Origin of the sequence: Aeribacillus composti (assembly GCF_031760945.1) — a bacterium.
GTDB classification, from domain to species: Bacteria; Bacillota; Bacilli; order Bacillales; family Aeribacillaceae; genus Aeribacillus; species Aeribacillus composti.
Genome location: NZ_CP134501.1, coordinates 1,524,494 through 1,537,161 on the forward strand (window position 1 = coordinate 1,524,494; position 12,668 = coordinate 1,537,161).

Here is a 12,668-nt window from a genome sequence, read left to right on the forward strand (position 1 = left end):
ATAGCAGGAGGATTCGTATGCAGGCAAAAGGGAAGGGATATACAAAAATCTTCATTTTATTTCTACTCGTTCTTTTAGCTGGATGCGGCAGCCAATCAGCTTCAACTAATAACGAAGAAGTCAAAGAGGACTCAGAAAAATTGGAAAAAGTGAAGCAAGTCACGAACTGGTTTGCCGAACCGGAACATGGAGGCAACTATGCAGCTTTGATGAAAGGCTTTTATAAAGAAGCAGGCATTGATATGACAATAGAGCCAGGCGGGCCGCAAGTTTCCCCCATTCAAATAGTGGCATCTGGGGAAGCCGATTTTGGAATCACTCAAGCTGACGATATTTTATTAGCTCGCGATAAAGGAATACCCATTGTGGCGATCGGAGCCATTTTTCAAGTGAATCCGCAGGCGTTGTTGTACCATGCTGATCAAAATATTAAAGATTTTTCCGATTTGAATGGGCGAACGGTGTACACGGCACCTGGAACAGGGTACTGGGCATATATAAAAAAGGCTTATCAGCTCGACAATGCGAAAGAAATGGCATATAGCGGACAGCTGACTCCATTTATAGAGAATAAAGAGTCAGTTACCCAATGCTACATTACGGCGGAGCCTTTCGCTTTAAAGCAGCAAGGAATCGAAACGAAATATTTACTGATTCACGATTCCGGCTACCAGCCTTATGGCAATGTAATATTTACAACCGAAAAAATGGTCAAAGAAAAACCTGAACTCGTCAAACGGTTTATGGAAGCGACAACGAAAGGGTGGGAGTATTATAAAGATCATTCGGATGAAGTAAATCCATTTATACATGAATATAATCCTGATTTATCAATGGAGGCGCTCAAATATGGGGCTGAACAGCAGCTGAACTTAATTTTCGGGCACGATGCGAAAGACCACGGCTTCGGCTATATGTCTCAAGAACGGTGGAACACCTTGCAAAATCAACTCTATGAACTAGGTTTAATTAAAAAGAAAGAAGATATCGCCAATGCCTACACAAACGAGTTTTTGGCGAAAAATTAAAAATGCGCCTCGGAGCAAGTTGGACAAAAAGGGGAGAAAGCTATGAGTCAACTGCATTTGCTGAATGTTTGTCTGCCGCTTGAAGATCCTGGTTCTCTCTTTGAAATCATCATTAACGATGATCGATATGAAAAAATCACAAAGCAGCCTTCTTATCTTCAGCGCGAAGACTTTAAAACTTTAGAGGCCCTTAACTCATCTTCCGATTCATTCATTGATTGTCAAGGATATGTGTTGCTGCCCGGCTTTGTTGATGCTCATATGCATTTAGATAAAGCCTATTCTCTCAGTAAAGTTCCGAACGCAAGCGGGACGCTTCAAGAAGCAGTAATAAATTACCGGAAGCAATCTCCCCATTTCACGGTGGAAGAAATTGAGTATCGGGCGATGAAAACTGCACTGAATGCACTAAGCCATGGTACAACAGCCATTCGCACACATGTCAATTTTGAATTGCCTTTAGGGGAAGACGTTGTGTTCCGGGCGTTGACAGCTGTTTTAAACGTAAAAGAAAAATTAAAACAATACATTACGATTCAAGTCATTCCAATGTTTTTACTGCCTGACGACGATTCGAAAAGAGAGCTGGAATGGATTGAACAAGCGATCAAAATGGGGGCTGATGGAATTGGCGGAGCTCCTCATTTAGCTGAAAACCCTGAGAAGCAAATTGACGGTTTGTTTTCGTTGGCAGAAAAGTACGACAAACCGATTGATTTGCATGTAGATGAAAGTGATGATCCGAACGTATGCACACTGGATTATATTATCCAAAAAACAATGGAGCGGCAATTTCACAATCGAGTTGTAGCCGGCCACCTTTGCTCTTTGGCGCCAATGGAACAAGAAAAAGCTCTTTCTTTAATTGAACGGATGGCGGCGGCACAAATTGGAGCGATGACGCTGCCGGGTGCCAATATGTACTTGCAAGGTCGATTTGATCAAGGGATTGTCCGCCGTGGCGTCACAAGAATTCATGAAATTTTGCAAAGCGGGGCGACGCTTGCGGCTGCTTCCGATAATGTTCATGATCCATTTCATCCATTCGGGAAGGCGGATTTGCTGCAAATCGGTTTGCTAACTGCATATGTTGCCCATTTAGGAAGCGGTGAAGGCCTAAAACAAATTATTCGGATGATTACCGAATATCCGGCAAAATTATTAAATTTAAAAAATTACGGTGTAAGATGCGGAACGAAGGCAAGCTTCGTTCTATTAAAAGCTAGATCAGTAGAAGACATCTTTACGAATCTGCCTGTTGAAAGATATGTGTTTCGAAACGGAAAACTGCTCTATCAATCTAAAAAAGCTGAACATTGGAACGATCGCCAGTTGTTGATGTATCAGCACGAGACGGAAAGCCAATATGCAAAATTTGAAAGGAATTTACAATATGTATGACCTTGTATTAGAAAATATCAGACTACCCAATCAAGAAAGGCATCATTTTATCGGGATTCAAAACGGGATCATTGCTGAAATTTCCCCTTATCCCCTGCAAGGAAAAGCAGTGATAGACGGCTGTGGAGATTTAGCCATGCCGCCATTTGTCGAACCACATATTCATCTTGATACGGCATTTACTGCCGGAGAGCCGAGCTGGAATCAAAGCGGCTCGATATTAGAAGGAATTTTATTATGGAACGAACGGAAGCAAACTTTGACGATGGAAGATGTCTACGAGCGAGCCAGGAAGGCGCTGAATCAGTTAATGAAATTCGGTGTTTTATATGTAAGAGCGATCGCAGATATTTCCGATGAACGTCTCGTTGCTTTCAAAACATTGCTGAAGCTGAAATCAGACTTGCAGGATATCATCCATTTGCAAATCATTGCTTTTCCTCAAAATGGTTTATTCTCATGTCCGGAAAATCAGGAACGGATGCTTGAAGCAATCAAGCTGGGCGCTGACGGGGTCAGTGCTGTTCCTCACTTGGAGCGAACGAGGGAGGAAGGGATCGAATCCATTCGATTCTGCTTTTCTTTGGCTGAAAAATACGGCCTATTTCTTCATTTCTTTTGTGACGAAATCGATGATCCGCAATCGAGGTTTATTGAAACAGTTGCATCATTGGCGATTTCATCAGGACTGGAGGACAAAGTGACTGCAAGTCATGCGTGTGCAATGGCCTATTATCCGGATAATTATGCTGCCAAATTATTAGATTTGATTGCGAGTTCCAAAATTCATATTGTAGCTTGTCCTCTGATCAACACGGCAATGCAAGGAAGATATGATTCCTATCCTAAAGGGCGAGGGATTACGAGAATAAAAGAGATGCTGCAAAAAAATATCAATGTTTGCATCGCCCATGACGATATCATGACCCCGTTTTATCCGTTAGGTAACGGGAATATATTGCAGGCTGCACATATGGCTGCTCATGCAGGTCATTTAACGGGAATGAAGGAATTGGAGGAATTGATTAGCATGATATCGATAAACGGAGCTAAAGCTCTGCAAATCAACGATTACGGAATAAAGGTAGGAAATGAAGCAAATATCATTACGTTCCCGGTTGATCATGCTATAGATTTGATTCGCCTTCAGCCCCATTGCCGCTATGTGATAAAGAAGGGCAGAGTTTTGCTTCACACCAATCCGATGGAAACCGTTTTTTATATGTAATTTAAAAGGCTTTGATTCTGTCCCAATACTGATATAGAAATATTCAAATCGGTTTTTATTTGTAATTTTAAAAGGTTAGGAGCAGAAAGCTTTATGGCAAATATTTTAGTTGTTTTTTATAGTGCTTTCGGACATATAAGACAAATGGCGCAATCTGTTTGCGAAGGAGCAAAGGCGATTGAGAAAACAGATGTACGATGTGTAAAAATTCCCGAATTTACTGATCGTTTAATTCCGGCTATTAGAGAAAATCCGTTGATGATTGATAAAAAAGGAATTTCCGCAACATTTCAAATTGGAAAAAGAAAAGAAAATTATGAGCGTGAAAGCGAAAAGCAGAAAATATTTAAAACAGCGGAAATAGAAGATTTCCACTGGGCAGATGGAGTGATATGGGGATTTCCGACGTATTTTGGATCGATGCCGTCCCAAGTTAAATATTTTTTAGAAACTATCGGCGACCTTTGTGTGGAAGGCGTACTGGAGGGAAAGCCCGCGGGCATCTTTACAAGCGCTGGTTCCATTCATTCCGGGCATGAAGCGGCCATCTTAACATCCATCGTACCGCTTCTCCATTTCGGAATGATCATTATCGGATTACCTTATACTCAAAATCCGGAATATTTAACAGACGCCCCCATTGGCGGAACTCCGTATGGACCAACAGTTTTAGCCGGCCCTGATGGTTCGCGAAAGCCGTCTGATGAAGAATTAAAAATGGCTGGTCGCCTGGGGAGAAACGTGGCGTATATTGCCAACGCATTGTGTATGCAAAGAGAAAGAAACAGTTGATGATTGCGTTTGAACAAAACAATCATTCTCATTACTTTTCTTTCAGTAAGAGGGGAATTGTTATGGACTATATCCATGAAATTTTAAAGATTGCAACAACTGAGCCAAAAAAGGCTGTGCTTGCCACTATTATTGATGTGGAAGGCTCCGCTTACCGAAAAGAAGGAGCAGCAATGCTGATTCAGGAGGATGGGGAAACAATCGGCGTAATAAGCGGCGGTTGCCTTGAAAATGACCTGCAAGAAAGGGCGAAGCTTTTGCTTGAGGGCGAGTCGCAATGTATCGTATATGACTTGAAAAGCGAAGATGACTTGTCGTGGGGAAAAGGCGCCGGCTGCAACGGCGTCATACGCATCCTGTTGGAGTGCATCGATGACCGTTTGCGAAAGCATTTATCCCGGCTGCATGATTTGCTTCAAAACGGCAAGGACGTTTTCATCCTAAAACAACTCGGCAAAAATTTTTCCGTAAGCAATTATTTATTTTTTACAGAAGACACGGAAACGTTCGGGGAATGGGCTGGTGCGGTGCCGAAACAAATCGATGCCATAGCTGCGCAAGAGAAAAGCGGATTAGTTTGGGGCAATGAACTGTCCTCATATGTATATGTTCAGCGATTTGAGCCTAAACCGAGATTGATTATTTTCGGTGCCGGTTCGGATGCTGTACCACTGTCGCATTTCGCTTCGCGGACCGGTTTTTCGGTTATCGTTAGTGATTGGAGAGAAGCGTTGTGCAATAGATGGCGTTTTCCTGATGCCGATCAGCTTATCATCGCTTTCCCGCGGGAAGCGGCAACGAAAATATCTTTTTCCCCCCGCGATTTTGTTGTGCTGCTGACACACCAATTTCAACAGGATCAAGAGCTTTTAAAGCTGTTGTTGCAGCAAAACCTGCGATATATCGGGGTCATCGGTTCAAAAGAACGGACAAAACGCTTGCTGGGAGATCAGGAAATTCCCCGAAACGTTCATTCACCTGTCGGCTTGTCTATTGGGGCAGAAGGCCCTGAAGAAATTGCGATCAGCATTTTAGCAGAATTAATTCAATTGAAAAAGCTTCGATCTCCTCAGAAGGTGCGTGCATAATGAAGCCGCAATCACATTTCACAAAAAGCCAGGCACTAATCGGAATGCCAAAGCTCACTTGACCAATAGACGAACCGATGGTTATGTACCGACGCGGTATCTAAACTTGTCAAGCCCCTTTTTAGAGTTCTTTTACAGTCGGCTTGGAAAAGTCGATAGCAGAGCAAGCGGTGCAATTGCACAAAACAGCCGTTTATTCAACTGGAAATCATCAACGATCTCATTTTTCAATACGAAACTTGATACGCAGCAATAAGTTGTTTGATGAGGATGCTGCCAAGCTGGATCGCTTGCCGAGTCCGCCGATTTTGTTATCCCCATTTAAGGAAGCGGACAGGCGATAATGGTGCACAATCGGTCAAATGCGGACGTCCACAAGGCATTTCCGTTTCTTATCGCAATATGGTTGCAAAAGCACGTTATTTTACTATCAAAGGAAGGGGGATGAAGTTGAAAACATTGTCCTCAAAAATATGGATGCCAACAGATTTAAGAGAAGCATGGCGATTGCGGCAGCTATTGCAATTAGAATCACACTTTATAGCCGGCGGAACATTATGGCAAACAAAATGGGAAAAAGGAGCACCGCAGCCATCTCATTTAATCAGCCTTGAGAACATAAAAATTTTAGAAGCGATATATGAAAAAGAAGATGGCGGCCAAAACTTTCTTCACTTGGGGGCGCTTATCCGATTGGCTGACTGCCTCCGCTATCCCATTATAAAAGCGAAATGGCCTTTATTGACCAAAGCTGTCAAGACCATTGCTGCACCAGCCGTGCGCAATGTTGGAACGATCGGCGGAAACGTCGCCTCAACAATTGGTGATGCCATCCCCGCCCTGTTAGTGATGGAAGCGAAAATCGGTTGTTTTGATGGGGACGACATAAAAAAAATCGATTTAGATCATTGGTTGAATGAAGAATTCAAGGATGATCTTATAACGGAAATAGTGGTGCCGGAAATTTCAGCTCCGCCATCATATGTCCATTTTTATCAAAAAATTGGGAGGAGAGAGGCGTTTTCAGGTTCTGTCGTCACCATTGCAGGGATAATCGGCCAAAATGACAACGGAACAATTGACTTTGCGCGGTTGGCAGCAGGCGGAGGCGAGAATCGTCCAAGGCGGTTAAGAATAACGGAGCAATTGCTGGCCGGACGCAAGGTTGAGTCCGCTATGCTAAAAAAGGTGCATGAGGCGGTCTTTTCTGAATTTCAACCTGTCGGCGATGCTTTTTTTTCAGCGGATTACCGCAGGCGGGTCGCCGCCAACATAGTCATAGCAGAGCTAAAAAAATTAGAGGAGAAAGATTAATATATTCAGATACGAGCTTTTTCAATTTGGATTATGAAGAAGGGAAGGGATTGAGATTGAAACAAGTGTGCATCAGACCGGACGGAGTAGAAAAAGTAACTGGACATTTAAAGTTTTTAACAGATCTTTCGTTTCCGAATATGCTGTTTGCAAAAATTTTGCGAAGCGAATATCCGCATGCCAATATCGTTTCGATCTCAACGGAAAAAGCGGAGGAATTGCCGGGAGTTCGGGCTGTCATTACTAGCAAGGATGTTCCAGGTTTAAACGGGTTTGGCTTAATCTTTCCTGATCAGCCTGTTTTATGCAAAGATAAAGTTCGTTTTGTCGGCGATGCTGTCGCGGCTGTTGCTGCGGAAACAGAGGAAATCGCTGAAGCGGCGCTTCAGCTGATCGAAGTGGAATATGAGCCGCTGCCGGTTGTTGATGATCCGGAACAGGCTATGCTCCCTTCTTCTCCGCAGCTCCATCCGAACGGGAATATCCTACACCAAGCATCTTATCAAAGCGGCAATGTGGAAGAAGCATTTCAATCATGCGACTGTATTGTAGAGGAAACGTATCAACTTCCAAGGCAAATGCATGCGTACATGGAAACAGAGGGCGGGGTGTTTGTTCCGGAAAAAGACGGCACTTTGACGGTGTATGCCGGCACTCAGCATGGATATAAAGACCGATATCAATTAGCCCGCATTTTAAATATGCCGGAAGAAGACATCCGCGTCGTCTCAAGCCCGCTTGGCGGCTCTTTTGGCGGAAAAGACGAATTAAACATCCAGCCGTACGGAGCCTTATTGGCGCTGAAAACGGGATTTCCTGTAAAAATTCATCAAACGAGAAGGGAATCGGTGCGGTCAGGTATCAAAAGGCATCCGATGAAAATTAAAATGAAAACAGGTGCGAAAAAAAACGGCAAAATCATCGCCCATCAAGTGCGAATTATAGCGGATACCGGCGCATATGCAACGTTAGGCCCCGCAGTATTGGATTTTGCGGTTGAACATGCGATAGGCCCATACATGATCCCGAATATTCAAGTTGAAGGCTATTCGGTTTTTACGAATAACGGCGTTGCCGGTGAATTTAGAGGCTTTGGTGGAAACCAAGTAACCTTCGCATTGGAAGGGCAAATCGATCGCTTGGCGGTCACGCTTGGAATGAGTCCGCTTGAACTCAGACAAAAAAATCTGCGCCAGGCACATGATCCCGGGCCTGTCGGGCAAAAAATCGCCCCAACTGACGGCGCTCAACAAGTTTTAAAACAGATCAGCCAATCGAAACTATTAAACAGCTGCCGAAAACAAGATCATAACGGCTTGATTAAGACAGGCGTCGGGGTGGCAATCACCATGCACGGCGGAGGGCTGGGCTATGGACGTTTAGATCCGGCTGGCGGGAGAATTTCATTGAACGAGGAAGGAAAAATCGAAATTGCTTTTGGGTTTGAAGAATTTGGCCAAGGCTTGCTCGCAGTGATTGAACAAATTGCCATTCAAGCAATAGGCTGCTCCCGAGAGGATTTACACATTGTCATCGGCGATACGGACAAAGTCCCGCGTTCAGGATCATCAACTGCTTCAAGGGGTACGAGCATGGTTTGGCAAGCCATTCAACGGATGAAAGCTCCGTTTCAAAACAGCCTGTTGGAAAGAGCCTCGCAATGTACGGATGTGCCCGTCAGCCAATTAAAAATAGGCGAAAAAGGTGTTTGGCACCAAGATGAGCTGCTGATTTCATACAAAGAACTGGCAAAACAAACGATAGACAAGCCGCTGATCATTGAAACTCGATTTGACTTTCCGGCAACCCCTTGCTCCATACCAGGCGGACATTTTTTATATTCGTTTGCAGCTTGTGCCGTTAAGGTGGAAGTGGATCTGGCAACTGGATTTGTTCGTGTAAAACAATTAGAGCAAGCCATTGCCGCTGGTCCAGTTATTTTTCCGCAAGGATATTTGGGACAAATTGAAGGCGGATCCGTGATGGCGTTAGGCTATACATTAACGGAAGAAGTGCTGATGGAAAACGGAACATATGTAACGGAAAACTTTGATACGTATTTAATTCCGACGATAAAGGATGTCCCCCTTTCGATTGACATCACCGCAATCGAGGAGCTGTGCGAAGAGGATGATTATGGGCCAAGAGGCGTCGGGGAAATTGGCACGGTTGCTGTTGCCCCTGCCATCGCAATGGCCATTTATGATGCGACTGGCATCTGGGTGAATAAGCTGCCGGTATCAAGGGAAGAAATCGTCAATAAGATGATGGAAACGGAGATGAGCAAATGGCTGACAAGCAAATGAGCGCAAGCATAAAATTACCGTCTGAAGAACGAATGCGCATGTCGATTTTTGTGAATGGTAAAAAGAAAGAGCTTGAGATTCATCCGGCCGCTCGGCTAGTTGACATTTTAAGAGAGCAGCTGCATCTGACTGGCACAAAGATTTCCTGCGGAATTGGCCGCTGCGGCGCCTGCTCTGTCATCATGAACGGCAGGCTAGTGAATGCCTGTTTAGTTAGAGCTTATCAAGCAAATGAAAAAGAAATTGTTACAATTGAAGGACTTGCGGAAAAAGGGCTTCATCCGATTCAGCAGGCGTTTTTGGAAGAGGGAGGTTTCCAATGCGGATATTGCACCCCAGGAATGATTATGGCTGTCAAAGCGATTTTGGATCAATATCCGAATCCAACTAGTCAGCAAATAGTTGACGGTTTATCAGGAAATCTTTGCCGATGCACAGGCTACTCCGGTATTATTAGAGCAGTTCAAAAGCTTGCTGAAAAAGAAACATCTCGCTTAGACAGCAAATGTTAAGAAGGCGGAGCAGTTCGGCGATTTTTTTTAACATGATCAGTTGAAAGAAATTATAGATTTTAGCGTTTTCGGCTTGTTTCCTTGTCTGCAGCGTTAAAAATTTATGGCTATCGCCGAATGAAATTCGTCATACATCGAAAATAAGTGGCCCATAAACGAATATATGCCTGATGAAAACAGCCGGTATTCAATCTGTGATTCGTTGTAAAAAGAACCGTTACGTTTCATCATCAGCGGTGCATGTGGCTGAGAATGTATTAAATCGCAAATTTACAGCAAGTAAGCCAAATGAAAAATGGCTGGCGGATGTCACGGAATTCAAGATAGGAAACGGTAAAAAAGCGTATTTGAGTGCAATTCTAGATCTGTATAGTTATGTATTAGGGCATTCGAACAATCATCAACTTGTGTTTCAAACAGTTGATCACGCAATCGCAAGGGTCAAGTCCAACCCTGCCCTAGATTCCTGGCAAATCAAACCGCTGCTTTTTTTACACAACATTCAGGACTTAATCTATCACAAGTTTAAAAGAACATAAACAACTTTTGATTTATAGTACATCTCATGGGCTTGAGAAGCGAATAATCGAAGTAAAGCGAACACATAGTATGTCAAGAGTGGGACGCTGCATGGAAAACGCCCCAATGGAATCTTTTTGGGCAACCTGAACGTGTGAAAGGTATGATCTGAAGCGATATGAAACGTTTAAAGCGTTACAACAAGCGATTAAGAGTTTTATAATAACAAACGCGATCAAGAAAAATTAAACGGCTTAAGCCCATTAGAATTTAGAGCTCAAGCCGTTTAAAGCAATTTATGATTTCCACTGTCTGCTTGACAGGGGACAGTTCAACTTTTGGACAATCCCTTTAAGAAAGTTATTTTCTTTTTAATAAAATAGCTAATATCAATGATGTTTGTAGAGAAATGATAATTAAAAGAGATAGTATTAATTCACTATCTAAAGAAGTATCATAATTAAGTATATAAAATAAAATGACCGATACAACTAGAATAAGAATAAAGTTGGCAATCGTTTGTATCATAGACTTACCACTCCAACTAGATTAATAAGATAAAGTTAATGCGTATGATTTTGTATCTGTTTTTGGAGTTGACGTGATTGATAAACCTGCTGGATAAACTGATATACTAGGTGTTCCAGCAATTCTTTGATGACCATATTCCATTTTTAGCATTTTTTGATTTAGGAACATATACATATTGACCAATGTACCCTTTGTGTTTTGTATGACTAGTAGAAGGTTTTAAATCATATGAGCCAGCCACACCAGCACTTGGCTCCCAATTACTCGGAGAATACTTAATTGAATAATCAATCGAACGTCCATTTCCTTGAGGATCTTGAGAATATCTATGTTGGTGCTGTTTTACTGTTCCTCCGCTAGTTGGTAGATATAATCCTGAATTTGAAGGGAAACCAATAGTCATTTTATCAACTAAATGAAAAGAAGGTGTTTTTAACCATTGAAAGTTACCATATATATAAAATTTATCTTCTTTTGAACGATCACTAGTTACTTTATATACTGTTCCACCTAATTTTAAAGTTGAAGAAGCAATAGTTCCCATAGTACTAATTTGTCCTGGTTTAACATCTTTTGGTTCATATATAGTAATAATTTCTGGTCCAGAATCTATAACTTTAGCTTCCTCTTCAATTAATTGTCTAGCAACTTCAATGGGCAGAGCATCAGCTTCTTCTTGAGTGTTGCCAACTTCATTTACAGATAGTTTAATTCTTCTTGTGTAAGACTGTCTTCATTAACATTTGCATCGTTTTCTGCAGCAAATTCTACTAAATTTAGGGAAAATAAAAATGCAATTACATAAACCTATTTTCTTAAGCATTTTAAAATCCTACTTATTTCTGATTTTTTAAAATATTAACACATTTACTAGTCTTTTTACAATATTAAAAAATTTATCCTCATATCCAAAGTGTTTGTTGAATGTAAAATAAAAGTAGCGAATCGCATTATTATGGGCGTAAGCCTGTTTGCTGATAGCCTGATGTATTTGATAGAGGAGATGAACGTAAATAGTAAATTTGAATATATATTGATGAGTTCCGTTTTCATACGGTTTTCTTTCATGCGCATGAAGGTTGCGTCTTTATCCGTTTTAGAATAGCTGTTACGGTTGCCAAAGATTTCTTTTTGTTCCTTGTATTTAACCTGCCGTAGGATAAAATCTTCTCGAATTTGCTTCACAAATTTCTTTCATTGACTGCGCTGTTGTTGCTTGTCCTTATGTATGTTTGTATCTGTTTCCTTTTCGATTTCTTCTGATAACTTTTCCACTTTTTCTTCTAATTTCATAGCGGCTTCCTCTAGGTTTGGTTCTCATCTTTATCTGTATTGATTGTTTTTCTTTTGTTTCGCTCCAGCTTCCAATTGTTGCTCATAAAATCGTCCTTTCTGAAATGTTGTGAGGCAACTTTCTTTTACTAGAAGGGACGATTTTTTTGCTTTTTTAAATAAAGGGGGTCTCCCAAAAGTCAGTAACGCTGACTTTTGGAAGGCCCCGTTTTTTCATGACGTTGTTGAAGAAAGTATTTGTATCCGATTAACTTCCCCGATACACTTGATACCCCCACGGTGAAATAAGCAATGGAACATGATAATGGGTATTTGCATCAGAAATGCCGAAGCGGACGACGACGTGATTAAGAAACAGCGGTTCCTTCAAGGATAAACCTTTGTTTTTAAAATAATCTCCAATGTAAAACAAAAGTTCATAAGTTCCCGGTGTTAATTGCTGCTCAGTGATGAGCGGTTCGTCAACCCGACCGTTTTCGTTTGTGAATGCGGTTTTGAGCAGCTGTTTTTCCGTTTCGTTTTGATTTGTAACAGAAAACAGCTCGATTTTGACGTTTTGTGCAGGCGTACCGTGAGTTAAATCTAAAATATGTGTTGTTAATCCTTTCATATTCCATCTCCTTATTGACCTTTTTATTTGCCTCGTTTTTCATTTT

Annotated in this window: 10 protein-coding genes and 2 pseudogenes; 10 read left to right on the forward strand and 2 right to left on the reverse strand. The window is 41.8% G+C overall.

Annotated features, from left to right (window positions below; all coding sequences use genetic code 11):
- Positions 1-17 precede the first annotated feature (17 nt).
- The 10 genes and pseudogenes from RI196_RS07495 to RI196_RS18545 form a co-directional block, all read left to right on the forward strand.
- Positions 18-1,028, forward strand: a complete 1,011-nt coding sequence (locus tag RI196_RS07495; RefSeq protein WP_311067179.1) for an ABC transporter substrate-binding protein — start codon at positions 18-20, stop codon at positions 1,026-1,028.
- Between the two features lie 42 nt (positions 1,029-1,070).
- On the forward strand, positions 1,071-2,429 hold the full coding sequence (locus tag RI196_RS07500; protein ID WP_311067180.1) for an amidohydrolase family protein: 1,359 nt from the start codon (positions 1,071-1,073) through the stop codon (positions 2,427-2,429).
- Positions 2,395-3,657 (forward strand): amidohydrolase family protein, encoded by a 1,263-nt coding sequence (locus RI196_RS07505; RefSeq protein ID WP_311067181.1) that lies wholly within the window; start codon positions 2,395-2,397, stop codon positions 3,655-3,657. The genes RI196_RS07500 and RI196_RS07505 overlap by 35 nt, the downstream gene beginning before the upstream one ends.
- 93 nt (positions 3,658-3,750) lie before the next feature.
- Positions 3,751-4,449, forward strand: a complete 699-nt coding sequence (gene wrbA, locus RI196_RS07510) for an NAD(P)H:quinone oxidoreductase (RefSeq protein WP_063386893.1) — start codon at positions 3,751-3,753, stop codon at positions 4,447-4,449.
- A gap of 62 nt (positions 4,450-4,511) precedes the next feature.
- A complete protein-coding gene (locus RI196_RS07515) occupies positions 4,512-5,537 on the forward strand; it encodes an XdhC family protein (RefSeq protein ID WP_311067182.1) in 1,026 nt (341 codons plus the stop codon).
- A 270-nt stretch (positions 5,538-5,807) separates the two neighbouring features.
- Complete coding sequence (locus tag RI196_RS07520) at positions 5,808-6,851, forward strand: FAD binding domain-containing protein (protein WP_311067183.1); 1,044 nt, start codon at positions 5,808-5,810, stop codon at positions 6,849-6,851.
- Between the two features lie 50 nt (positions 6,852-6,901).
- Complete coding sequence (pucD, locus tag RI196_RS07525; protein ID WP_311067184.1) at positions 6,902-9,157, forward strand: xanthine dehydrogenase subunit D; 2,256 nt, start codon at positions 6,902-6,904, stop codon at positions 9,155-9,157.
- Positions 9,139-9,669 carry a (2Fe-2S)-binding protein gene (locus RI196_RS07530; protein ID WP_082829479.1) on the forward strand — a complete coding sequence of 177 codons (531 nt, stop codon included), beginning with the start codon at positions 9,139-9,141 and terminating at the stop codon, positions 9,667-9,669. The genes pucD and RI196_RS07530 overlap by 19 nt, the downstream gene beginning before the upstream one ends.
- 167 nt (positions 9,670-9,836) lie before the next feature.
- Positions 9,837-10,118 (forward strand): annotated as a pseudogene (locus RI196_RS07535) (IS3-like element ISEnfa5 family transposase); the annotation flags it as partial.
- Positions 10,119-10,400: 282 nt separating this feature from the next.
- Positions 10,401-10,478, forward strand: a pseudogene (locus RI196_RS18545) (IS3 family transposase); the annotation flags it as partial.
- Between the two features lie 344 nt (positions 10,479-10,822).
- Here the strand turns inward: RI196_RS18545 and RI196_RS07540 are convergent.
- Positions 10,823-11,263 carry a hypothetical protein gene (locus tag RI196_RS07540; RefSeq protein ID WP_117016829.1) on the reverse strand — a complete coding sequence of 147 codons (441 nt, stop codon included), beginning with the start codon at positions 11,261-11,263 and terminating at the stop codon, positions 10,823-10,825.
- A 996-nt stretch (positions 11,264-12,259) separates the two neighbouring features.
- On the reverse strand, positions 12,260-12,622 hold the full coding sequence (gene uraH, locus RI196_RS07545; RefSeq protein WP_063386895.1) for a hydroxyisourate hydrolase: 363 nt from the start codon (positions 12,620-12,622) through the stop codon (positions 12,260-12,262).
- Positions 12,623-12,668 lie beyond the last annotated feature (46 nt).

What these genes read in the sequence shown, in the direction of transcription:
- RI196_RS07495 (WP_311067179.1), top strand. Translation starts at nt 18, where the DNA reads ATGCAGGCAAAAGGGAAGGGATATACAAAAATCTTCATTTTATTTCTA.
- RI196_RS07500 (WP_311067180.1), top strand. Translation starts at nt 1,071, where the DNA reads ATGAGTCAACTGCATTTGCTGAATGTTTGTCTGCCGCTTGAAGATCCT.
- RI196_RS07505 (WP_311067181.1), top strand. Translation starts at nt 2,395, where the DNA reads ATGCAAAATTTGAAAGGAATTTACAATATGTATGACCTTGTATTAGAA.
- wrbA (WP_063386893.1), top strand. Translation starts at nt 3,751, where the DNA reads ATGGCAAATATTTTAGTTGTTTTTTATAGTGCTTTCGGACATATAAGA.
- RI196_RS07515 (WP_311067182.1), top strand. Translation starts at nt 4,512, where the DNA reads ATGGACTATATCCATGAAATTTTAAAGATTGCAACAACTGAGCCAAAA.
- RI196_RS07520 (WP_311067183.1), top strand. Translation starts at nt 5,808, where the DNA reads ATGCTGCCAAGCTGGATCGCTTGCCGAGTCCGCCGATTTTGTTATCCC.
- RI196_RS07530 (WP_082829479.1), top strand. Translation starts at nt 9,139, where the DNA reads ATGGCTGACAAGCAAATGAGCGCAAGCATAAAATTACCGTCTGAAGAA.
- RI196_RS07540 (WP_117016829.1), bottom strand. Translation starts at nt 11,263, where the DNA reads ATGGGAACTATTGCTTCTTCAACTTTAAAATTAGGTGGAACAGTATAT.
- uraH (WP_063386895.1), bottom strand. Translation starts at nt 12,622, where the DNA reads ATGAAAGGATTAACAACACATATTTTAGATTTAACTCACGGTACGCCT.